At 73.3% G+C, this 21,905-nt stretch carries 19 protein-coding genes; 3 read left to right on the top strand and 16 right to left on the bottom strand.

Annotated features, from left to right (window positions below):
- Window positions 1-5: 5 nt before the first annotated feature.
- From FE374_RS15165 to FE374_RS15125, 9 genes are all read right to left on the bottom strand, one after another.
- On the bottom strand, window positions 6-908 hold the full coding sequence (locus FE374_RS15165) for a LysR family transcriptional regulator (protein WP_139930020.1): 903 nt from the start codon (window positions 906-908) through the stop codon (window positions 6-8).
- A gap of 115 nt (window positions 909-1,023) precedes the next feature.
- The gene (locus tag FE374_RS15160; RefSeq protein WP_139931635.1) at window positions 1,024-1,875 is read right to left on the bottom strand and encodes a type II secretion system F family protein; all 852 of its coding nucleotides are present in this window, start codon (window positions 1,873-1,875) and stop codon (window positions 1,024-1,026) included.
- A gap of 46 nt (window positions 1,876-1,921) precedes the next feature.
- Window positions 1,922-2,848: a type II secretion system F family protein gene (locus FE374_RS15155; RefSeq protein ID WP_139930019.1), complete on the bottom strand. Its 927-nt coding sequence runs from the start codon at window positions 2,846-2,848 to the stop codon at window positions 1,922-1,924.
- Window positions 2,845-4,254 (bottom strand): CpaF family protein, encoded by a 1,410-nt coding sequence (locus FE374_RS15150; protein WP_139931634.1) that lies wholly within the window; start codon window positions 4,252-4,254, stop codon window positions 2,845-2,847. Before FE374_RS15150 ends, FE374_RS15155 begins: the two co-directional genes overlap by 4 nt.
- Before the next feature lie 197 nt (window positions 4,255-4,451).
- Window positions 4,452-5,678 carry an AAA family ATPase gene (locus FE374_RS15145; protein WP_139930018.1) on the bottom strand — a complete coding sequence of 409 codons (1,227 nt, stop codon included), beginning with the start codon at window positions 5,676-5,678 and terminating at the stop codon, window positions 4,452-4,454.
- On the bottom strand, window positions 5,675-6,442 hold the full coding sequence (cpaB, locus tag FE374_RS15140; protein ID WP_139930017.1) for a Flp pilus assembly protein CpaB: 768 nt from the start codon (window positions 6,440-6,442) through the stop codon (window positions 5,675-5,677). The genes FE374_RS15145 and cpaB overlap by 4 nt, the downstream gene beginning before the upstream one ends.
- 8 nt (window positions 6,443-6,450) lie before the next feature.
- Complete coding sequence (locus tag FE374_RS15135) at window positions 6,451-7,440, bottom strand: TadE/TadG family type IV pilus assembly protein (RefSeq protein ID WP_139930016.1); 990 nt, start codon at window positions 7,438-7,440, stop codon at window positions 6,451-6,453.
- Entirely contained in the window at window positions 7,428-7,814 is a 387-nt protein-coding gene (locus FE374_RS15130; RefSeq protein ID WP_139930015.1) for a TadE/TadG family type IV pilus assembly protein, read from the bottom strand. The genes FE374_RS15135 and FE374_RS15130 overlap by 13 nt, the downstream gene beginning before the upstream one ends.
- Before the next feature lie 94 nt (window positions 7,815-7,908).
- Window positions 7,909-8,124, bottom strand: coding sequence for a Flp family type IVb pilin (locus FE374_RS15125; RefSeq protein WP_139930014.1), 216 nt, complete (start codon window positions 8,122-8,124; stop codon window positions 7,909-7,911).
- Window positions 8,125-8,398: 274 nt separating this feature from the next.
- On the opposite strand from FE374_RS15125, the gene FE374_RS15120 reads away from it, so the two are divergent.
- Both FE374_RS15120 and FE374_RS15115 read left to right on the top strand, forming a co-directional pair.
- Window positions 8,399-9,034 carry a TetR/AcrR family transcriptional regulator gene (locus FE374_RS15120; protein ID WP_139930013.1) on the top strand — a complete coding sequence of 212 codons (636 nt, stop codon included), beginning with the start codon at window positions 8,399-8,401 and terminating at the stop codon, window positions 9,032-9,034.
- A 200-nt stretch (window positions 9,035-9,234) separates the two neighbouring features.
- Window positions 9,235-10,509, top strand: coding sequence for a glycoside hydrolase family protein (locus tag FE374_RS15115; RefSeq protein ID WP_139930012.1), 1,275 nt, complete (start codon window positions 9,235-9,237; stop codon window positions 10,507-10,509).
- 74 nt (window positions 10,510-10,583) lie between these two features.
- On the opposite strand, the gene FE374_RS15110 is transcribed toward FE374_RS15115, so the two are convergent.
- The 7 genes from FE374_RS15110 to FE374_RS15080 all read right to left on the bottom strand — a co-directional run bounded on the left by FE374_RS15110 (window position 10,584) and on the right by FE374_RS15080 (window position 19,118).
- A complete protein-coding gene (locus FE374_RS15110; RefSeq protein WP_168205719.1) occupies window positions 10,584-11,165 on the bottom strand; it encodes a GNAT family N-acetyltransferase in 582 nt (193 codons plus the stop codon).
- Between the two features lie 530 nt (window positions 11,166-11,695).
- Window positions 11,696-13,213: a M23 family metallopeptidase gene (locus FE374_RS19960; RefSeq protein ID WP_230978337.1), complete on the bottom strand. Its 1,518-nt coding sequence runs from the start codon at window positions 13,211-13,213 to the stop codon at window positions 11,696-11,698.
- Window positions 13,214-13,216: 3 nt separating this feature from the next.
- Window positions 13,217-13,741 (bottom strand): hypothetical protein, encoded by a 525-nt coding sequence (locus FE374_RS15100; RefSeq protein ID WP_139930010.1) that lies wholly within the window; start codon window positions 13,739-13,741, stop codon window positions 13,217-13,219.
- Between the two features lie 40 nt (window positions 13,742-13,781).
- Window positions 13,782-15,788 (bottom strand): ATP/GTP-binding protein, encoded by a 2,007-nt coding sequence (locus FE374_RS15095; protein ID WP_139930009.1) that lies wholly within the window; start codon window positions 15,786-15,788, stop codon window positions 13,782-13,784.
- Window positions 15,785-17,395 carry an SCO6880 family protein gene (locus FE374_RS15090; protein WP_139930008.1) on the bottom strand — a complete coding sequence of 537 codons (1,611 nt, stop codon included), beginning with the start codon at window positions 17,393-17,395 and terminating at the stop codon, window positions 15,785-15,787. Before FE374_RS15090 ends, FE374_RS15095 begins: the two co-directional genes overlap by 4 nt.
- Window positions 17,392-18,714 carry a hypothetical protein gene (locus FE374_RS15085; RefSeq protein WP_139930007.1) on the bottom strand — a complete coding sequence of 441 codons (1,323 nt, stop codon included), beginning with the start codon at window positions 18,712-18,714 and terminating at the stop codon, window positions 17,392-17,394. The genes FE374_RS15090 and FE374_RS15085 overlap by 4 nt, the downstream gene beginning before the upstream one ends.
- Before the next feature lie 77 nt (window positions 18,715-18,791).
- Window positions 18,792-19,118 (bottom strand): hypothetical protein, encoded by a 327-nt coding sequence (locus FE374_RS15080; protein WP_179957325.1) that lies wholly within the window; start codon window positions 19,116-19,118, stop codon window positions 18,792-18,794.
- Window positions 19,119-19,719: 601 nt separating this feature from the next.
- On the opposite strand from FE374_RS15080, the gene FE374_RS15075 reads away from it, so the two are divergent.
- Complete coding sequence (locus FE374_RS15075) at window positions 19,720-21,666, top strand: aconitate hydratase (protein ID WP_139930006.1); 1,947 nt, start codon at window positions 19,720-19,722, stop codon at window positions 21,664-21,666.
- Window positions 21,667-21,905 lie beyond the last annotated feature (239 nt).

Here is a 21,905-nt window from a genome sequence, read left to right as displayed (position 1 = left end):
GGCCGTCAGGCCGCTTTCTCGTGCTTGTTCGTTGCCAGGTGGGTGAGGAGCAGGTCGCGGAACCGGACGATCAGCGGGGAGGTCTCGTCCTCGCGCCAGGCCAGCGCGAGGTCGACGGTGCCGGCGTCGGTGACCGGGAGGTACGTGACGCCCTCCATGGTGAGCGCCCGGACGGAGTCCGGCACGAGGGCGACGCCCATGCCGGCGGCTACCAGCGCGATCATGCTGGAGGTCTGCGCGACGTCGCGGCTGCGCCCGATGGTGGTGCCGGCCTCGCGCAGGGTCTCTGCCACTCGCGCGGCGACGACGGAGCGTGCGCCGGGGTAGGTCAGCAGCGCCTCGCCGGCGAGGTCCGCGACGCTGATCTCCTCGCGGGCGCTCAGGGGGTGGCCGGCGGGAGCCGCCAGGATGAGCGGCTCGCTGGCGAGCGTGCGGGTGGCGATGCCCGGGACCCGGACCGGTGGCCGCAGGATGCCGAGGTCGAGCCGGGACTCCGCCAAGGCCTGCTCCTGCTCGGGCGTGAGCATCTCGGAGCTCATCTGCAGCTCGACGTGCGGCAGGTAGTGCTGCACGAGGCGCGCCACCTGGGGCAGCTGCCGGTAGGAGGCGGAGCCCGCGAAGCCGATCCGGAGCAGGCCTGACCAGCCCTCCGCCAACGCCTGGACGCGGGCCCGGGCGGCGTCGACCTCGGCGAGGATGGCTACCGCGTCCGGGTAGAAGACGCGTCCGGCCTCGGTGAGCTCGACGCGGCGGGTGGTCCGCGCGAACAGCTCGGCGCCGAGCTCGCGCTCGAGCTGGCGAATCTGCTGGGACAGCGGCGGCTGCGAGATGTTGAGATGGTCCGCGGCCCGGCCGAAGTGCCGGTGCTGCGCGACGGCGACGAAGTACCGCAGGTGCCGTAGCTCCATCGCCCCTCCCCGTCGAGTCCTGATCTCTGCCGGAATGTTACGCAGGGCACATTGAGTCAGACAAATACCAGATATGCGTGGATTGGGTCGTGATGCGACTTGGTCGGGCCGCCGGTCAGCCGAACGCCTGCATGATGTCCATCACCGCTGGACCCAGCAGCACGATGAACAGCACCGGGAGGATGCACAGCATCAGCGGGAAGATCACCTTGACCGGGATCTGCATCGCCTTCTCCTCGGCGCGCTGCCGCCGCTTGAGCCGCATCTCGCCCGCCTGGGTGCGCAGCACGTCGCCGATGGCGATGCCGAACGCGTCGGCCTGGACGACGGCGCGAACGAAGCGGCGCAGGTCGGGGACGTCGGCGCGGGTGGCGAGGGCCTCGTAGGCCTGCCGCCTGGCCTGGCCCAGCTGGATGTCCTGCAGGGTCCGCAGCAGCTCGTCGGCCAGCGCGCCGGTGCCGTTCTGCCCGGCGCGCGCCATCGCCGAGTCGAAGCCGAGACCCGCCTCGACGGCGATGGTCATCTGGTCCAGGGTGTCCGCCAGCTCGGCCTGGATCCGCTCACGCCGCTCCATGCCGCGGCTGAGCAGGAGCAGCTCGGGCAGGAAGTACAGCACGATCGTGGTCACCGCCCCGAGCAGCACGGGCACCGGCCCCGGCGCCGCAGCGACGAGGAGGAGGGTCACCACCGCGGATGCGGCGGCCAGTGCGAGCTTCGCCGCCACGAGGCGGTCGAGCGGCCAGGCCGCCGGCCGCCCCGCGCGGGCGTGCAGCCGGTCGAGGGCGCGGAGCGAGGCCGACGGCGTCAGGCGGCGGACGGCGTGGCCCACGCGGCCGCGCCGGCCGGCCGGGGCAGCCGGCGCCTCGACCGCGAGGCCGCGGTGCAGGTTGGTCACGGTGCGTCGCCGGGACCCGCCGGGGCCGGCCAGCAGCAGCCACGCGAAGGTGCCCAGCGAGCCGGCGAGCATCGCGGCGGCGAGGGTGGCGAGCAGGGGCGGCACCGGGGCTCCTTCTCTAGAAGGTGAAACTGACGACCTTGCGCATCCACACGCCGCCGACCAGGAGCAGGACGGCACCGAGCACCATGAGGGCGTAGCCCAGCGGGCTTTGGGTGAAGGCGGCCAGGTAGCTGCGGGAGGTCAGGGACAAGAACCCCACGATCCCGACCGGCAGGAGCATGAGGACGATCGCGGAGAGCTTGCCCTCGGCGGCGAGCGCCTTGATCTGGCGGCGGATCTGGTGGCGTTCGCGGACCGTGTGCGCGACTCCGTCGAGCACCTCGGCGAGGTTCCCGCCGACCTCCCGGTTGATGGCGATGGCCTGGGTGACCCAGACGAAGTCCTGGCTGCCCATGCGCGCGGCGGTCTCGTTCAGCGCCTCGCCCAGGTCGCGGCCCACGCGGGTCTCGTTGATGACCCGGGCGAACTCCTCCGACGTCGGCTCCTCCGCCTCGCGGGCCACGGAGGCGAGCGCCTGCTGCAGGCTGTGGCCGGCGCGCAGGCTGCCGGCCAGGAGCTGGAGCGAGTCGTCGAGCTGGTCCGCGAACGCGCGCCGCCGCTTCTCGGCCCGGCGCGCCAGCCACACCTTCACGGCCACGGGAGCGGCCGCGGCCAGCACGAGGCCGAGCAGCGGCCCACCCAGCGCGAGGCCGGCCGCGCCGGTCACCAGGGCGGCGACGACCACGAGCACCGCGAGGTCCTGCGGGCGCATCCGCACGCCGGCCCGTTCCAGCGCCGGCACCCGGCCGCCGCGACGGCGGATCATCCGCTCCACGGCGCCGGTTGCCTGCTCGGCGGCTCCGGTAAGGAGCCCCGGGCCTGGGGCGACGCCGGGCCGGCGTCGGGCCCTGGCCAGCCGCCGGGGCCGCGGGGCGAGCAGGAGGTAGGCGGTCAGGAACACCGCTGCGGCGCAGCAGCCCGCCGCGACGACGGCGACGCTCACCGGAAGCCTCCCGTGCCGGCCATCGCGAAGATCTGCGGCGGCAACGCGATGCCGAGGTCGGCGAAGCGGTCGGTGAACCGGGGACGCACCCCGGTGGGCACGGTGGAGCCGAGGAAGCGGCCGCTCGGGTCGACGCCGGCGGCGTAGTCGAAGAGGAAAGCGTCCTGGAGCGTGACGGTCTGTCCCTCCATGCCGTGGACCTCGGTGATGGCGGTGACCCGGCGGGTGCCGTCGCGCAGCCGGGTGAGCTGGACGATGACGTCGACTGCGGAGGCGACCTGCTCGCGGATGGCCCGCAGGGGCAGGTCCATGCCGGCCATGAGCACGAGTGTCTCGAGGCGGGCGACGGCGTCGCGCGGGGAGTTGGCGTGCACGGTGGACAGCGAGCCGTCGTGGCCGGTGTTCATCGCCTGGAGCATGTCCAGGGACTCCCCGCCGCGGACCTCGCCGACGACGATGCGGTCGGGTCGCATGCGCAGCGAGTTGCGCACGAGGTCGCGGATGGTGACCTGGCCGCGGCCCTCGCTGTTGGGCGGGCGGGACTCGAGCTGGACCACGTGGTCCTGCTGGAGCTGGAGCTCGACGGCGTCCTCGATGGTGACGATGCGCTCGCCGTCGGGGATGAACGAGGACAGCACGTTGAGCAGCGTCGTCTTCCCGGTGCCGGTGCCGCCGGAGACGATGATGTTCAGCCGGGCCTGCACGCAGGCGCGCAGCAGGTCGGCCATCTGCGGGCTGAGGGTGCCGAACCGGATGAGGTCCTCCACCTGGAACGGGTCCCGGGAGAACTTCCGGATGGTCAGGGTGGAGCCGCTGAAGGCCAGGGGCGGGATGATCGCGTTGACGCGGGAGCCGTCCTCCAGGCGGGCGTCGACCATCGGTGACGACTCGTCGATGCGCCGCCCCACCCGGGAGACGATGCGCTCGATGACGCGGCGCAGGTGCTCCTCGGACGTGAACCGTGCGCCGGTGCGGGTCAGCTTGCCGTGCTGCTCGATGTAGACCATGTCCGGCCCGTTGACCATGACCTCCGTGACGCTCTCGTCGTCGATGAGCCGCTGCAGGGGGCCCAGACCGAGCGCGTCGTCGAGGACCTCACGGATGAGCCGGCGCCGCTCCTCCCCGGTGAGGGGCACCTGCTCCTCCTCGACCACCTGGTTCAGCTCGGCGTGGACCAGGGCCCGGAGCTGGTCCTCACCGAGCGCGGGATCGCTCAGGCGCGCCCCGATCCGCTGGAACAGGGCGGTGGCGGCGTGATCCTTCAGCCTGGTCAAGGCGTCGGACCCGGGGACGGCGGCCGACGCCGGGACCGCGGTGGCTGGTGAGGACGGGGCCGGCGCACGTGTCGCCGGTGGAGCCCAGGCCGTCGCCGTTGCGCCCTTCACTGGCCCTGCCGGCGCGGCCATGACCCGCGCCGACCCGGTCGACGCGGTCGACGCGGCCCCTGCCCTTGCCGACCCGGCCGGACCGGCCCCGGCCGGTGGTGCCGCCGCCGGCACCGTGCCCGCGAGCACCGTGCCAGCGGGCACGCCGGGCACCCGTGCGGGCGGCTCGACTGCCGGTCCGCCGTCCCCCCGGACGCTCCGGAGCCGCTCGGCCAGGTTCATCGCGACCCCACCCGGACCCCCCGGTGGCGTGCGCGGCGCCGCCCGGGCTCGGCGACGAGCGTGGGGACGGGGGTGAACAGGTCCACCAGGCGGTGCAGCTGGGAGGTCATCGGGTCTCGCCGCCCGCTCTGCAGCAGCGGCACTCCCTCGTTGACCGAGGCCTGCACGGCCTCGGAGCGGGGCAGCCGGACGTCGACGCCGGTGCCGATCGTCGCCTCGATGTCACCGACCGACAGGCCACCGCGCGGTTCCGTGAAGTTCAGCACCACGTGCCGCGCGTCGAGGAACATGCCGAGCTGGGTGAGGGTGTCGAGCTCCTTGCGCAGCCCCCGCACACCCGGGACGTCCATGCTGGTGAGCAGCACCGGGTCGGTGGTCTGGTCCGCGGCGGCGAGGGTGTGCTCGGAGAGCCCGGGGGCGGTGTCGACCACGACGTAGGAGAACTGCGAGGCGAGCACGCGCAGGAGCCCGTCGACGTCGGCCCCGGTGATGTCGTCCGCCGCCGCGGGGGACTCCGGCGCGCACAGGACGAAGAGCCCGGTCTCGTGGCGGGCCAGGAGCGTCTTGAGGGCCATGGCGTCACGGCCCGCGCCGCTGCGCACGACGTCGGAGAGCGAGTACTCGGGCGAGAGGTTCAGCGCGCTGGCGACGTCCCCGAACTGCACGTCCAGGTCGACCAGCACCGTGGCATGGCCGGCCCGGGCCAGCCCGACGGCGAGGTTGGTGGCGACTGTGGTCTTCCCGACCCCGCCCTTCGGGGACAGCACGCTGATCACCCGGCCCCCGTCGGGCGGTGCCGCGGGTCCGGCCCCGACCGCGGCGATCGCCGCGGCAGCCGGGGCAGTGGGCAGCGGTCGTCGCGCGCGGGCGAGCTGCCAGGCGCGGTCGATGGCCTGGGTGAGCTCGGCGACGTCGGCGTCGGGGTCCACCACGTCGCACGCGCCGGCGCGCAACGCGAGCAGGCCGATCCGCGGTGCGTCCGCACTGAGCAGGACGACGCTGGTGCCCGGGCTCTGGTGCCCGAGGCCGGCGGCCAGCTCCAGGCACTGCTCGGTGCCCAGCCGGGTGTCGAGGAGCACGATGTCCGGCGGGCCGCCGGGCTGCGCGAGCAGCGGGCCGGGCTCGGCGGGGGCGGGCCCGGACAGCACGACCAGCCGGCCGCCGGTGGCCTGGTGGACGCGGTCGGTGAGGTCGGCCGAAGCCGATGCCAGCAAGATGCTCATCCGAGAACGTCCTCCTCGGTCAGGATGCGGGTGCCCTGCTCGGGTGCGTCGGCGCTTTCGAGGGAGAGCCAGAGGGTGCCGTGCTCCGCGCCGAAGACCACGCGCTCGGCGTCGGCGGCGCTGACGGCCAGCGTGACCAGGACGCTCTCGGCGGGCACCGGCTGCGACGCGGCGGGCGCCTCCGGGTCCGCCGCCGCGCCGTCCGTCGTGACGCCCGCCGTCGCGACGCCGTCCCGGGCCGGGGCGGCGACCCCGCCCTGGACGTTCGCGACCAGGACCTTGTGCAGGACGGCGTGGGTGCGGGCGGGGTCGCGCAGCGAGACGAACACCGCCACCGTGTCACCGGCGACGAGCCGGCCCCCGACCACCCGTTGCGGGTCCAGGAGCACCGACACCTGGTGCAGGTCCGCGGGGATCTCGACCTGACCCGTGGCGGCGGCCGTGTCGGCGTCGGTGAACCGGCCCCCGTGGAGCTGCTCGCCCGGGTGGACGCCCGCGGCGGTCACCAGCCCGGCGACGTCGTCCAGGCTGGCGAGTGCCCCGGGCACGACGGCGACGGCGGGGATCTCCCGGGCGGTCACCAGGGCCGCCACGTCCGCCGCCCCGGTGCCCTGGGGAATCGGTTCGGTTGCCACCAGCACGGTGGCGGGCGCCATCCCGGCCTGGGCGCGGGCGTCGGCCCCGGCCACATACCCCAGGAGCAGCACGCCGCCGGTAATGGCGAGCACCAGGGCCGCGACGGCGGCGAGGAGGCGTCTCTTCATCTGGCTCACTACTCCACCAGCGCCACGATGCTGGCGCCGAGGTCCGGCGCCCCGGCGCCGTAGCGGAAGGCGGTGCTCAGGTCGACGAACTCGACGAAGCGGCCGCTCAGGCAAGTGTTGACGGACTTCGGGCACGGCACGCCCCAGGTGTCGCCGCCGTGGCCGACGAATGCGTAGCCCTTCAGGGTGAACGCGGCGTAGCCGATGATGTCGAACCAGGCGTTGTTGCCCTGTCCGCCGTACTCGTCGTAGACCGGGAGCAGCACGGTGGCGTCGCGCAGCGCGGTGATGTCGGATCGCTCGCAGCTGGACGGCAGGCTCTTGCCCGGGTCCGAGCCCTCGACGTGGTCGTCGATCCTGCTCGTGCTCCGGCAGGTGCCGGGGTCCGACTTGAGCCAGCCGAAGCCACCCGGGACGTGGTTGCCGGACGGGGTGGCCTCGCACGGCCAGTCGGCGGGGAGCTTGGAGTGGCTGAGGTCCTTGGAGGGCAGGATCGTCAGCATCACGGGGCTGGGCGTGGTGAGGCTGCCGCCCTGGGCCCGGATCTGGGCCGTGAGCTCGCACCGGTGCAGGGCGAGCGGCAGCATGGCGGTGCCGCCGGTCGGGCTGCCCCACGCGGCCGTCGCCGTCGTCGTGATGGCGAGGGCGTCGAATCCGAGCACCGGGGCGAACCAGTGCTCGGTGGTCCCCGAGGTCCGGACCGTCACGCGGCCGGTGGCCGGGGTCAGGGCGGGGTCGGTGACGACGGCGGTGGCCTCGCCGTCGTTGATGTTGGCCTCGGCCATCCCGGCGGCGGTCTGGCCGGGCGTGCGGCAGTCGCCGCGCGCACAGTCTTGCGCGATCGCCAGCGCGCCGGCGTCCGCTCCCGTCTGGAGCTGCTGACGGTCGGACCACATCGCCGCGACGTCGACGGCGATGGCGGCGAACCCGATCAGCGGCACGGCCAGCAGGGCCACCATCACGCTAATGGCGCCGCGCTCGCGGCTCAGCCGTGGCATCGCATCGTCCCCTTCCCGGTGAGGGTGAAGTCGGCCCCGACGAGGCCGGTGAGGAAGTCCATGGGGTAGGTCACCGTCACGGTGGCCGTCGCGGTCGGTGCGCTCGCGCTGCTGAGGCACGTGGTCGGGGTGACGCTGATCTGCGCGTTGGTGAGGTTCAGCCCGGCGGCGTACGCCTTTGCGGTCGCCCGTGCGGCGGTCGGGTCGTTGTGCAGGGCCATCTCCCGGACGGCCTCGCGGGCGGCGCCGGAGAGCTGGGTCTGCAGGTGGTAGGCGCGGCCGAACTCGACGATGCCGAGAACGAGCAGCAGGAGCAGCGGCAGCACGAGGGCGAACTCGACGACGGCGGCGCCGCGCTCGCGGTGTCGCTTCATGAGCTCGCACCTCCCCAGATGTGTGGGTCATCCCGCCGGCCAACCCGGCGCAGCGGTCAGGAGGATCGCTGCGCCGGGTGGCGCTGTGCAGTGGTCAGCCGCCGGCGGGAACAGGAAGCTCGTCGCTCACCGAGGTGAACAGCGCGGCGAGTTGCGGTCCGAGGATGACGAGTGCCGCGATGATGGCGACGGCGATGAGGCCGACGAGCAGGCCGTACTCGACCGCGGTGGCGCCGCGATCCCTCCGGCCCTCGATGCGGTCGCCGACGGCGGTGTACAGGGTGACGAAATAGGCGGCTGCGCGGTTCATGATGCACTCTCCCTATGGCTTCTTCGCCGGGTGGCCCCGGTCGGTGGCCACGCGGGCCGGATGGCCGCGTGCTTGTTCCGACTGTCGAGCAACATTGCGTATTGGGCAATCATTCCCTGTTGGCAATAGACTGCCATGGCAGGAACCTGCCAGTGCGGCGTGTTGAGGTGAGGCAATCGGCGCCTGCCCGTTATCGGAATCCGGCGCGATCGCTGGACAGGGATGTTTGCGATCTCGGCAAGAGCGCGGAGAGCGCATCCACTACTGTTCAGGTGTGACCCAGACGTTGCCCGCGGACGACCGGCCAGAGCTGGGTCTGCGAGAGCTGAAGAAGCAGATGACGCGCACGGCGATCGCCGACTCAGCGCTGCGGCTCGCCGTCGAGCACGGGCTCGACAACGTGACCATCCACCGGATCGCGGGTCTGGCGTTCGTGTCGCCACGCACCTTCTCCAACTACTTCTCCTGCAAGGAGGAGGCCGTGGTGGCCGCCGGGACGCATGAGCTGGTGGCCGTGGTCGCGGCGGTCGCGGACCGGCCGACGGCCGAGGGGCCCTGGGAGGCGCTCCGTGCGGCGCTCTCGGAGTTCACTGGCTCCCGCAGTGCCGAACAGCTCCACTCGATGGTGCAAAAGCTGGAGCTCGAGCAGCAGTACCCGTCGTTGCGGCCGTACGAGTCGTGGTTCTGGAGCCACCTCGAGGACGAGCTGCGGACGGTCGTGGCCGAGCGCACCGGCTCGGACGCCGACACCCAGCTGTACCCGTGGCTGGTCGCGGCGAGCGCCGTCGCGGGCATCAGGAGCGCGATCCGCCTGTGGGCGGCGTCGGGCGACGGCGCGGCGGGCTTGGCTGCGCGTGTCGAGGACGCGCTCGACCAGCTCAGCAGCGGGCTGCGCGCGCCAACCCCGTGAGCGGGCCGGCCGCTCGCACCCGCTGAGCGGCGGCGCCGCACCGTCAAGGTGGCAGGTTCCTGCCATGGCAGGAACCCCGCACCCCGGCCGGAGCCATATGTGCAGATGAATGGGACACGATTCGTCCTGACGGCGCCGGAACTGCGGCGTCGAGACCGGGGGTCGGGGCGGGGCTCCCCACGCAGGTGAGCGAGCCCCCCATGACTGTTCCGTCCCTCGATGTCACCCCGCCCCCGTGGGCGGGGACCACCGACACCGCAAGCGCTGCCGGTATCGCCAGCACCGCAGGCGTCGGCCCGCGCGTGCGCCGCTCCGCCGTGCAGGTCCTGGGGGCCGCCGGCCCGCGCGGTGACGGGACGGTGCTGCCGTGGACGCTCGGTGCGCGCGAGCGCCCGGACTGCGCCCTCGACCTCGCCGACCTCCGTCGCCTCGGCCGTGCGGTGCGCCGGCTGGCGGGCGGGATCGCGGTCGCCGCGACGCCGTCGTCACCGGATGCCCTCTTCGCCGATGATCTTCCCGCCGGGCAGAGTGCCGGGTTCGCCCGTGGGGCGGCCGGCGTGCTGTGGGCGCTGGCCGAGGTGGGCGCCGACATCCCCGGGGAGCTGGTCGAGTGGCTGGTCCGGGCCGCCCGCCGCGCGCCGCGCGACCAGCCCGGTCTCGCCAACGGCCTCAGCGGGCTCGCTCTCGCGCTCGACCGGCTGGGCTGCGGCGACGAGGCGGCGGAGCTGTGGTCGGTGGTGGAGAAGGCGCCCTTGGGCGAGCTGGGGCCGACGCTGGCCGACGGCCTGCCCGGGCTCGGGCTCGCGCTGCTCGAGCGCGCACCGGTGCTGGACGGCGAGGCGCTCCTGGATCGGGTCGAAACAGTGGCGGCCGCGCTCGTGCGCCAGCTCCGGTGGCGCCCCCGGCTCGACCGCCTCGGGGTGCTGCGGGGCGGGTCAGGGGCGGCGCTGTTCCTCCTCCACGCCTACGAGCTCACCGAGGACCCGACGCTCGTCGAGCCCATCGAGGACTGCCTGCGTCACGACCTGGCCCTGCTCGGCTGGCGCCCGTTCGCCCGGCACGCGGCGCTGCCGCTGTGGTCCCGGCCGGGTTCGGTGGCCAACGGCAGCATGGGGGTCGCCGTCGTCCTGCACCATGCCGCCCAGCACCTCGACGCACCCTGGGTCGCCGAGGCCGCTGAGGCCATCACGGCGGCCGCGGAGCAGCGGCTCCGTGAGGCCCCGGGCCTGTCGCGCGGACGGGCGAGCGCGATCCTGGCGCTGCAGTACCTGCGTTCCCTCCCGTGGGAGACGGCGGAGGAACGGTTCGCACGCGTGCGGCCGTACCTCGAGCCGGTCACCCTGCGCCGGGCGCCGAACGGGGCGGCGCCGGCCGGGGGCTTCCCCGTCGGGCTGGAGGACGGCGCCGCCGGAGTCCTGCTGGCGCTTGGCCATCTCGGTACGGCGGGGGACCGGCGGGTGCCGTTCCTCTGGTGAGACGAGACATGGTGTGACGTAGGAGTCCGCCCCCGTGTCCAACGTCGCGCTGAGTCGCGACGTCGCCGGTCAGGTCATCCCGGCGCGAGGGCGAGGCGGACGGTGGGCCGTCCCTGCCCCCGGCCGACCTCGATGAATCCCGCCCGGAGGAACAGGTCGAGCGGGCCGCGGAACAGCCCGGAGTCCGACTGCGCGGGACCCGGCTCCACGGGGTAGGCCTCGAGGTGCTCGGCGCCGTGCGCGCGGGCGTGCTGGACGGCGGCGGCCAGGAGCCGCTCGAGCAGGCCCTGCCGGCGGTGGTCCTGGCGGACGAAGAAGCAGGTGACCGACCAGCAACCGGGGACGTTCAGGTAGGTGATGATCGTCGAGCGGGGGATGCGCGGGTACTCCTCCCGGGGCGCCAGTGCCACCCATCCGACAGGATCCTCCCCGTCGTAGGCGATGAGCCCGGGCGCGGGAGCCTGCGTGGCGCGCGCGGCCATGAGCCTGCGGCGGTCGGCCAGGGCGGTGGCCCCGAACGCCTTGCCCGGCAGGCGCCACCACATGCACTGGCAGGCCCTCTGGTCACCGGGTCGGGCGAAGAGCCGCTCAAAGTCCGGCCAGCGTGCGGCGTCGAGCGGGCGGATCTCGATGGTGGGTTGCGTGTACGTGGCCATGGGGCTCCTGTACCGGTTCACCGTTGGACCGAGCATCGCGTCGGCCCGGGCGGGTGGCAACTAAGTAGCGCGGGAACGTGTCCAGAACCGTGCGGTTGGCCTCGACGCGGGAGGGGCTGGACAGCCAGCGTCGGCGTCGACTGTCCCAGCTCGCTGCCCGCCGACCCGAGTGAGAAAGCGAACCGCCCGCGAAGGCAGAAGGTCCCACGACATCGAACAGCGTTCGAACGATGATGTTGTCATGGACAACGGCCGCTACTCCAATCTCCCCACTCCCGCGTTCGCCCGCGCCCGTAAGGCGTTCGAGTCGAAGCGCGCGGCGGAGGTCCTCCGCGAGCGGCAGCGGCGTGAGGCGGCCAGTTCGGCCGACGAGGCGGCGGCGGGCGGTCGCTCGGCCGCCCGATCCGGCCGGCGTGCGTAGGAACCACACCCGGGAGGTCGAGGATCCAGGACGCCGGTACGAGATGACATGTCGCGGAGAAAATGACATCTGGCTCTTCTGACATCTCGGCATGAGCGGGGGAGTGTGGTCAGCCGAGGGGGGCGCCTGCCGCGGCCATGAACGGCTCGGGGTCGGTGTGCTGACCGCCGAGGTAGACGCCGAAGTGCAGATGGCAGCCCGTGGAGTTGCCTGAGTTGCCCACCAGGGCGATCACCTGCCCCGCGGCCACGTGCTGGCCGGGGCGCACGAGCGTGCCGCCGGCGTTCATGTGGTTGTACGAGGTCTCCACGCCGTTGCCGTGGTCGAGGAACACCACGTTGCCGGTGAGGCCGCGGTACGGGCCGGCAGCGTAGGTGACGAGACCCTCCGCGGCTGCGTAGATGGGTGTGCCGCACGCGGCCGCCAGGTCCGTGCCGGCGTGGAACGTCTGGCCGTGGAGGTCGCGCGGCCCGTAGGAGGAGCGCACCGGCGCATCCAGGGGCGCCACCCACTGGCCGGTGCCGAACGCGGCCGGCTGGACCGCGGTTGCCAGCAGGCAGGAGAGCACGCCGGCGCCGGGTCCGGGCACCGGGGTGAGGTTGATGTGCGGATGGTCCATGTGGTTGGCCGTCGGGCTGCCGCGGTCCTCCATCGGCTGCCAGCCCTGACCGGGGCTCGCCGCGAACCAGATGTGCTGACGCCAGATGATGTAGTCGACGCTCAGCCGCTCCGCGTTCTCCATGGCGTAGGTGACGATCGCGTCGCCCTTGGCCTGGTCCGCGCCGGTCATGAGGTCGATGGCGAGGCCGGCCGGGTGCCCGCCGGAGTCCACCGCGTTCTCCCGGTAGCCGCCGATCTCGGCGACGTCGAAGCGCTCGCCAAGCTCGACGGCCAGGGCGGCGGTCTGCGGGGCGACGGGGCCGAGGTTCCACCGGCCGCCCGCGAGTGGCGGGGCGGAGGCGGGCGCTTCGGGGGTGGGCGTGGTGGCGGGGGCGACGACCGAGGCGGGCGCTGTGACGGCGGCGGGCGCGACGCCGTCGGACGGCGTCGAGCCGCTCGCGAGCGCGGCCACCACCGCCACCGCGGGGCTCCAGTACGCGGCGTAGTGGTAGGGGTCGGCGTTGCGCTGGGTGCGGTGCGCGGCAAGCGTGGGTTCGAGCTCGCGCCACCCCTCCACCTTGCCGAGGGCATCGAAGAACAGGCCGGCCGAGCGCGCGGGGTCCATCCGCTCCTCGAGGGTGCCCCACCACTCCTGCTGCTGGAACAGCCCCACCGACGAGGTGGGCGTGCCGTCGGGGTTGGTGACGCCGCGTAGGTCGTCGCCGAACGGCACGTTGCGCAGGGACGACTCACCCATCGCCGTCATCACCGCGATGGCCTGCCCCCAGGGGTCGAACCCGCGGTCGGCGCCCACCTGCACGATGGTGGCGGCGTTCTGCAGCTGCTCACCGGAGTAGCCGGCCACGTCGCCGGTGGGCACGCCGGCGACGACGATGCTCGCCCCGCCCGGCTGGCACCAGGCTGTCTGGGGGCGACTGCTCAGCCCGGCGCCGACGAACAGGACGAGCGCGACCCCACCGCCGACCACCACCGCGAGCGCCGCCAGCACGGCGAGAAGCTTGCGCACGTCTCACCCGCCCGCGGGGTCGGCGTACTGCACCAGCCAGGGCTCGCCATCGGCGGTGCGGCTGAGGGTGACGGTGTAGTCGCCGGCGTTCGTGGCGACGACGACGGTGGCGACGTAGGGGGACGGGCCGTCCTGGACGAGGCTCGCGCCGGTCAGCGCGGAGGCGGGGACCTGGGCCGGGTTGACGGCGGCGTAGGTCTCGCGCGCCTCGGGGGCCATGAGCGGCTGGATGCCGGCGAGCCACTGATCGGCAGGGAGGTCGGGGCGGGCGAAGCCGGTCATGAACTCCACGGCCCGGGCCTGGGCGGCGGCCTTGGCGGCGTCGTCCCACACCGGCGTGGCGTGCGTGGCGCCCTGCCCGGCGACGTCCTCCATGGGGGCGGGCTCGCTGGGGCTCGGTGCGGCGGAAGAGGTGGCGCTCGCGGTGGCCGTGGCGGGCGGGCTCGGCTCCGGCTCCTCGGCGTCCGGGCTGCACGCGGTGAGCAGCGCGAGGGCGAGCAGGGCCGCCGCCGCAGCCCGCACCGTCACCGCCGTCCGCCCTGATGAGCACCTGACATGTGGCGACATGTCAGGTGTGCCGTCCGCCCCGGGTCATCGCCTCGTCGGTGTTGGTCAGGCCGGTCTCGAACGCCGAGCGCACGTGCTCGACCATCACCTCTGGGTCGCGGCCGCGCTTGAACAGGTGGAACCCGTCACCGAGCGCGGGCAGCGTGGCGGCCAGGCCCGGTTCGAAGCCGAAGTCGTGGACCACTCGCTCGATGTCGTCGGCGCGCGAGGTGCGGTAGCAGTGGACTGTCTGCGCCTCCTGCAGCACGGTCATGGCGGGGGAGTCCGGCGGGATGTCGGCGATCTTGTGGATGGCGACCACCAGCGCCAGGCCCAGGCCGCGGGCGAGCTTGGTGTTGGCGCGCATGAGCTGGGCGTTCGGGCCGCCGACCAGGTGCCAGCCCTCCTCGGCGATGAGGTTGGTGAACCGGCCACGCTCGCGGCGCAGCGTGCCCAGCAGCCACATGTTGGCGATGGCCATGACGGTCGGGACGGCGGGGCCGTCCTCGGGCAGCTGGGAGACGTCGAAGCTGGTGAGCTTCTCGTTCAGGGAGACCCAGGAAGAGGTGGGGCCGTCGAAGATGCCGGAGTACTCCTCCAGGAGGCCGTCGAGGAGGAACCGCACGCCGAGGCCGGCCTCGTGCATGCGTTCGGTGGCGGCGGGGCTGAGGTCGGCGTAGGCGGGGTCCTGGGCGGCGTGCCCGGCGTGCGCGAGGACGTCGGGGAGCACCGGGGTGCGGCTGTCGACCTCGGCGGCGCGCATGGCGAGCCGGTACGCGCTGCGCAGCGCCTCGCGCTCCCACTGGTCCAGCGGCCGGCCGCCCTGGGCGAGCTCGGCGGCCACCTGCAGCAGCTGGGCCTGGTTCTTCGCGCCGATCCCGCCGGTGATGACCGGGTCGAGGAGGTTGAGCACCGTGCCGCCGGGCTCGAGGGAGAATTTCAGCGGGGCGGCGCCGTAGCGCTCCACCAGGGCGCAGTACTCGCCCTCGCCGCCGCGGTCCTTCTTGTCGAAGACTACCGAGCGGCGCCCCGCGAGCGTGAGTGGCCGCAGCACGTACGCGGTCTTGAGGAGGCTGGACTTGCCGGCGCCGACGTCACCGAGCACGAGGACGTTCGGGGAGGAGATGACGCCCTTGCCGTAGGCGGTGAAGGGGTCGTGCGCGACGACCGCGTTGGACAGGCAGTCCCGCCCGATCGCCACGCCCTCGAGGTCCGTCGGGGCGGCGACGACGGCGGTGTTGAGCACCTCGGCCTGGCGGGTGGTGGTGGGCGCGCCGCGGTGCAGGGGGGCGTAGAAGCCGCGCTTGGCCTTGCGGAGCTTCGCGCGGGTGGCCCAGCCGCGGGCGTCCCAGGGGGCGCGGCCCTCACCGTCGCCGGGGATGGCGGACGGGGCGCGGAAGATGTTGCGGCGCTTGGGCCTGGGGGAGCGGGGGGCGCGAATGGTGGGGGGCTCGGTGACGGCCTCGGGCTCTGCCGTGACCTCGGGCTCTGCCGTGACCTCGGGCTCCGCCGTGACCTCGGGCTCCAGCACCTCCACCTCGAGCTCTTGGGTGACCAACGCGTCGGATCGCGCCACAAAGTCCACGGTGGGCGGCACCTTCGGGTCCTCGTGATGGCGTGTCGACGGGATCGCGGCGGACTGTGTGGCGCGGTCTTTGTGGTCGGTGTGGTCGGTGTGGTCGGTCCCGGCGTCGAGGCGCGGGATCGATGCCGGACCGTCCGTCGGGGCTGCCTCGTCGGCAACCGGGGTGGCGGACGAACTGACATCGGCCGAATCCGGCTTCGCCATGGCGGCGGCGAGCGCCGGTGGCAGCCGGGACGGGGCCGCGGCCAGGGTCAGCCGCCCCCGGCCGGGCGCCGTCTCGACAACCGGCGTGCTGCTCGGCGTCGTGGTGTGCGCCCGCCCCGCGGGTTCTCGCGCCGCCTCGTCGGCGGCCAGGGCCTCGGCATGCAGGGCGGCCTGCGCGACGGACGCGGCGGTCTTGCCGGCCCGCTCGCGGCGCTGCTTGCGTGTCTCTCCGACGGTCATAGGGCCTCCCTCGCCCCGTGCCCGCTCAGCGTGCGCATGACCCGCTGCGCCGCGGAGGGCGCCGGCGGCCGCATGCCCCGCACGATGGGCCACGTGCACCCGGAGGCGGCGGACTGGTAGGTGTCGAGCCAGTCCAGCCGCTCGATGCCCAGGCCGCGCTCCGCCGTCGCGGAGATCAGGCGAACCGCCTGGGCCAGCTCGTCGCGCGAGCGTGCGGAGACGGTGAGGTGCCCGAGCCACTCGGCGCCGTGGTGCTGGGTGCCCGGCCGCAGGTCCTCGAGGCGGCGCTGGGCCGCGGTGAGCGAGACCTCGGACTCGTCGTCGAGCAGCCGGCCGGCGTCCCGGCGGCGCAGCAGCTCGGAGTGGTCGGAGGTGGCGTCGATGCGGGCGGTGGCCTTGGCCTCCCGGGCGGGCACCATCCAGGTCTGCAGGGACAGGGTGCGCACGATCCGCTCGGGCATCCCGGAGAGCAGCGGTGTCATCCACAGACTCGTCCGCTCCCCGGTGGCCATCGCCCGGGCCGTGATGACGGCGGTGCGGTGCCACCACTCGACCGGCTCGTCGGTGAAGGGGTCGACGTCGTGGACCACGTGCGCGGAGTAGTCGTCCACGCTGGGCAGACCGAGGGTCTCGGGGTCGACGTCGTCCAGCTGGTCGATCGGCCGGGAAGGGTTCTGCATGTGCAGGATGACGGCGGCGACCTCCCGGGCGGTGAGCGGCCGGACGTGCCCCATGCGGGCGCGGCGCAGGCCGCGGGTGAGCGCGTCGACCTCGTCGACCATGAGCCGGCGCCAGCCGTCGCGGCCGGGCCCGTAGCGCTCCGCGGCCCGGTGGAACGCCGGGGTCAGCGGCCAGCGGACCGCGACGTAGTGCCGCTGCGCCATCTCCCGCCGGCCCATGCGGTGCAGGAGGTCGTCGTAGGAGCGCAGCAGCTCGTCCGGCGCCTCGCCGTCCACCTGGGAGACCACCCAGGCCTCGTGGCCCGCCGAGTCCGGGGGCAGCACCCGGGTCAGGCTCTGCACCGTCCGGGCGATCGACTCCTCGCTGCCCAGCGATGCCAGGAAGGCACCCCACGCCACCTGCCCGGCCTCGACGGCGTGCTCGGACTCGATGCCGCGGATCTGCCCGGAGACCTCGAAGACGACCGACAGGTACGGGTCCTCACCCGTCGGGGTGTGCCAGGCGATGCCGGGCCGGCCCGGCCGCAGGTCCAGCCAGCCCATGCCCTCGGCGCCGTCGGGGCGTTCGCGCAGCGCGTGAGCCTGTTGGGCCGCGGCGCGGCGACCGGGCCGGCGTGCGGTGAGCTCGTCCCACCGCGCCTGGTCGAACGGGGCGAAGGCGGCCGTCCCGGTGCGGAGTCGTTCGCGCCACCGGCGCCGGGCCACCCACCGCTCGAGCAGCGAACCGTGCACGGTGGGGGAGCTGACCAGCCAGGCGACGAGCACCACCGCGGCGCCGACGGCGAAGCCGGCCGTGCCGAGCGTGATCGTGAGGATCATCGCGGCGATGGCCGCCACGAGCAGCGCGATGAGGCGGCTGTGCGGGACGGACCCGCCGAAGAAGCTGCGGTGGCCGCTCTCGCCGCCGAGGATCGAGGTGCGGCTCATCGGGCGCCTCCGCCGTCAGGGCGGGGGGCGTCGATGGCGGCTTCGGGCGCTTCCGCGGAAGCGTCCACCGCTCCCGCTCCCGCTCCGTCCGCAGCTTCCGCGGAAGCGGGCCGGGCGCCGTCGTCGGATCCGCCCTTGCCGGACGGCGCGGACAGCCGGCCAGGCTCCACCGTCGTGTCCTCGTCACGCGCCTGCTGGGCCATCGCGGCCCGCTGCACCGGGCCGGGCTCGGCCGGCAGGGTGCGGACGTGGACGTTGGAGAACATCGGCAGCAGCGCGCCCGGGCCGCCGACCACGGAGACGTCGGAGGAGCGCTCCGCCTGCAGCCGTGCCACCCGCGCGACGCTCGACTCGCCCGCAGGTCCCGCCTCCCCGCGCGCGGCCGGACCGCCCATCGACAGCGCCGGCGTGGGCAGCCGCGGGGTGACGCGCAGCAGCGCGAACGGGGCGAGGGCCGCCAGGATCATCGCCATGGCCGCGGCCGTGAGGGTGGCGAGCTGCTCGACGCGGGGGTCGGTGGACAGCCACCTGGTCTGGGCCGCGGTCATCCGCAGGGCGATGCCGAGCAGGAAGAACACGAGCGGCTTGGCCGCGAGGATCGCGACCCACGTGGTGATCATCCTGGTGCCGGTGCGGCGGTGGGCGGGGTCGACCAGCCATGCCAGCGCCAGCGGCACCAGCGCCCCCGTGAAGTACAGGGTCACCGTGGTGACCACCAGCACCAGCGCCACCAGGATCAGCCCCAGCAGCAGCAGGCTCATGACGATGAGGGCGACGACGACGCCCCCGGTGACACCGTCGGGCTCGGTGGCCGCGATCGTGTCGGCGAGGCTGTCGACGGCGGTGGGGGCCGGCCCACCCGACGCCCAGCTCATCAGGGACTCGCTGAGCGCGCCGAAGAAGCGCACCACCACCCAGCCGGCCGCCGGCCCGTACATCGCGCCGGCGAGGAAGAGCAGCGAGTAAGTGGTGAAGGACTCGGCGAGCTCTGCCCCGGTGATGACCCGGCGCGCCGCGCGGACCAGGTTCCACAGCAGCAGCGCCACCCATAGGAACACGGCGGCCGCGAAGGAGATGCGGTAGGCGTCGAGGAACCACTGCGCGCTCAGGTCGGGCTGGGTGGCGTTCATCAGCCAGGGGAGCAGCTCGGTGGTCAGGCCGTGGGCGGCCTCCTTGACGTTGGTGAAGAGGAAGCCGAGGGGGTCGACGTCGAAGGCGACCACCGTCGTCGGGTCCGGGCTCGGGACGGTGCCGGGCAGCGGGGTGGTGCCCGGCAGCGGGGCGACCGTCCCCACCCCGGTGGGGTCCTGGGTGGCCACGTCAGCCATCCCCGGTGGGGCGTCGTTGCCGCTGGTGGGTGCTCATTCAGGCCTCGGTTCGGGCGCCGGCGGGCCGGTTAGCCGGCTACCTGGAGGATGGCGCCGACGATGACCCCGAAGGCGGCCACGCACACCAGGGAGATGCCGGCGACGACGGCGCGGGAGCGGCCGCGGCTGTGGCTGTGCGGGTTGTCGCCGGCGTTGGCCATCACGACGATGCCCTGCAGCAGGAAGAAGATCGTGACGAGCAGGGCGAGGGCCCAGAGCGCGGCGAAGACCTTCTGCCACCATTGGGTGAACTCGGTGCCGAAGACGGAGAAGTCCGGCAGGATGCCGTCGATCGGGTTGTCGATCGTGGCGCGCACGTGAGCGGCGAGCAGCCGCTCGCCGAGCTGGTCAACCATGACACCTCCCGCCCGCACGGACCGGACCCACTTCGCCTGTGCCCTGCCGCTCTCAGTCGATACGTGAAGACACCACTCTCCCTTGAAGCCGCCGGCCGCGCTCTGGGTTCGGACGCGGCATCGGGAGTTTGTCACGCCGGGTTGCCTGCGGTGCCCGGATCGCTACTCGAAATTGTGCCCCTCGGCGTCGGCTCTGCCCACCCCAGTTTTCGGCCCTCTCGACCCCCCACATGAGGGGGTGGGCCCCGGAGGGAACGCTCCTGTGTGACCGGCGCGACCGTTCTGGGAGACCGTCTCGATCGCTCCTGAGAGCCCGGTGCGACTGTTCTGGGTGAGACTCGCCTGATTTGCCGCAGTCCCCGACGGCGGTAGAGACTTTGCGTCGGACACCCACCGCACGATTCCGCAGCGAATCGGTATGACAATGGTGTAATTTTCCGTCCTGAATGAGGAGGGCAGGGGCGTGAACGAGACCGACGACCGCTGGGACTGCGACCTGGAGTAGGCCGTCCCGTCTCTGGCTGACCGCCAGGGGCGGCCGTAGCCATCCGCTCGGGAGCGTCGTAAGGTCGAACGGACAGCCGAAAGGGGTTGTCCGACCATGACCAGCGTCGCGCACAAGCTCATCGCTTCCCACCTCGTCTCCGGCGAGATGGTGCCGGGCACCGAGATTGGTCTGCGCATCGACCAGACCCTCACGCAGGACGCCACCGGCACCCTGGTGATGCTCGAGCTCGAGGCCATGGGCCTCGACCGGGCCCGCACCGACGTCTCGGTGCAATACGTCGATCACAACCTGCTGCAGACCGACTCCAAGAATGCCGACGACCACCGCTTCCTCCGCTCCGCCTGCCAGCGCTGGGGCCTGTGGTACTCCAAGCCGGGCAACGGCGTCTCGCACCCCACGCACATGCAGCGCTTCGGCAAGCCCGGCGCGACGATGGTCGGCTCGGACTCGCACACCCCGGCCGCCGGGTCGCTCGGCATGCTGGCCATCGGCGTCGGCGGGCTCGAGGTGGCGCTCGCGATCGCCGGCAACCCCCTGTACCTGGTGATGCCCGAGATCTGGGGCGTCCGGCTGAGCGGGCAGCTCCCGGAGTGGGTCAGTGCCAAGGACGTCATCCTCGAGATGCTGCGCCGCCACGGCGTCGCCGGCGCGAAGAACCGGATCATCGAATACCACGGTCCCGGGCTGGCCGGGCTCAGCGCGATGGACCGGCATGTCATCGCCAACATGGGCGCCGAGCTCGGCGCGACCACCACCGTGTTCCCCGCCGACGACGCCGTCCGCGCCTTCCTGCGCGCCGAGGGCCGCGAAGACGACTTCACCGAGATCCTCGCCGGCGATGACGCCGTCTACGACGTAGAAGACGAGATCGACCTGTCCACCCTCGAGCCCCTCATCGCCCGGCCGTCGTCCCCGGGCAACGTCGTCACGGTCCGGGCGGTGGCCGGCGAGCCGATCGGGCAGGTGGTCATCGGCTCCTCCGCCAACCCCGGGCTGCGCGACTTCGCCGTCGCCGCGGCCATGGTGGCCGGGCGGCAGACGGCGGACGGGGTCAGCTTCGACGTCAACCCGACCTCGCGCGAGCTGCTGATGGACCTGACGAAGATGGGAGCGACGTTCGAGCTCATCGGCGCGGGTGCGCGGCTGCACCAGTCGGGCTGCTTGGGTTGCATCGGCATGGGGCAGGCCCCGGCGACGGCGACCAACTCGCTGCGCACCATGCCGCGCAACTTTCCCGGCCGGTCCGGGGTGGCCGACGACGCCGTGTGGCTGTGCTCGCCGGAGACGGCCGCGGCGTCGGCGCTGACCGGGGTCATCACCGACCCGCGAGACTGGGCTGAGGCCGAGGGCTTCGCGTACCCGGCGCTGGCCCTGCCCGAGCGGGCGACGGTCAACACCGCGATGCTCGAGGCACCGCTGCCGCCGTCGGAGGCGGCAAGGGTGGAGCTCGTCAAGGGGCCGAACATCACCGCACTGCCCGACCTCGACGAACTGCCCGCGCACCTGGAAGCGCCGGTGCTGCTCAAGGTCGGCGACGACATCTCTACCGATGCCATCAGCCCGGCCGGGGCACGGGCGTTGCCGTTCCGGTCGAACATCCCGCGGATGGCGGAGTTCGTGTTCGACCAGCTCGACCCCTCGTACCATTTGCGTGCCCAGGCGCACGACGGGCCGCACGTGATCGTCGGCGGGGACAACTACGGCCAGGGCTCCTCCCGTGAGCACGCCGCCATCGCGCCGCGGTACCTCGGGCTTCGGGTGGTCATCGCCAAGTCGTTCGCCCGGATCCACTGGCAGAACCTCGCCAACTTCGGGATCCTCGCGCTGGAGTTCGCCGACCCGGCCGACCACGACCGCATCGAAACGGGCGACGTGCTGACCGTCGAGGACCTGCCGAACTGGCTGGCCCGGACGCACGAGTTCGATGTCCGCAACGTCACCCGGGACCGCACGTTCCTCGTGCGGCACCACCTCTCGCCCCGGCAGGTGGAGATGGTGGTGACGGGCGGGTTGATCGCGACGCTTCGGGCGGGGGCCTGAGCGCCCGGCACACCCCGCGCGCGTCCGGCGAGATGTCATCTTCTCCGCGACAAGTCTTCACACGTCGCGGCCGACGATTCAGCCGAGGATGGGCTCGGGGTGCTGGGACGCTGTGCGGGGGCGGGCATCTTCCTCCGGCATGGTCAGCACCCGTGGACGTGCTCTCGTCGACCAACAGCACCAAACCCGCCCGCCGCGGCCACAACCCGTGTAGGGATGGCACTCACAGCGAGATTCGG

This window comes from Georgenia yuyongxinii (genome assembly GCF_006352065.1).
Classification (GTDB): domain Bacteria; phylum Actinomycetota; class Actinomycetes; order Actinomycetales; family Actinomycetaceae; genus Georgenia; species Georgenia yuyongxinii.
This window is presented reverse-complemented; position numbering and strand designations above follow the sequence as displayed.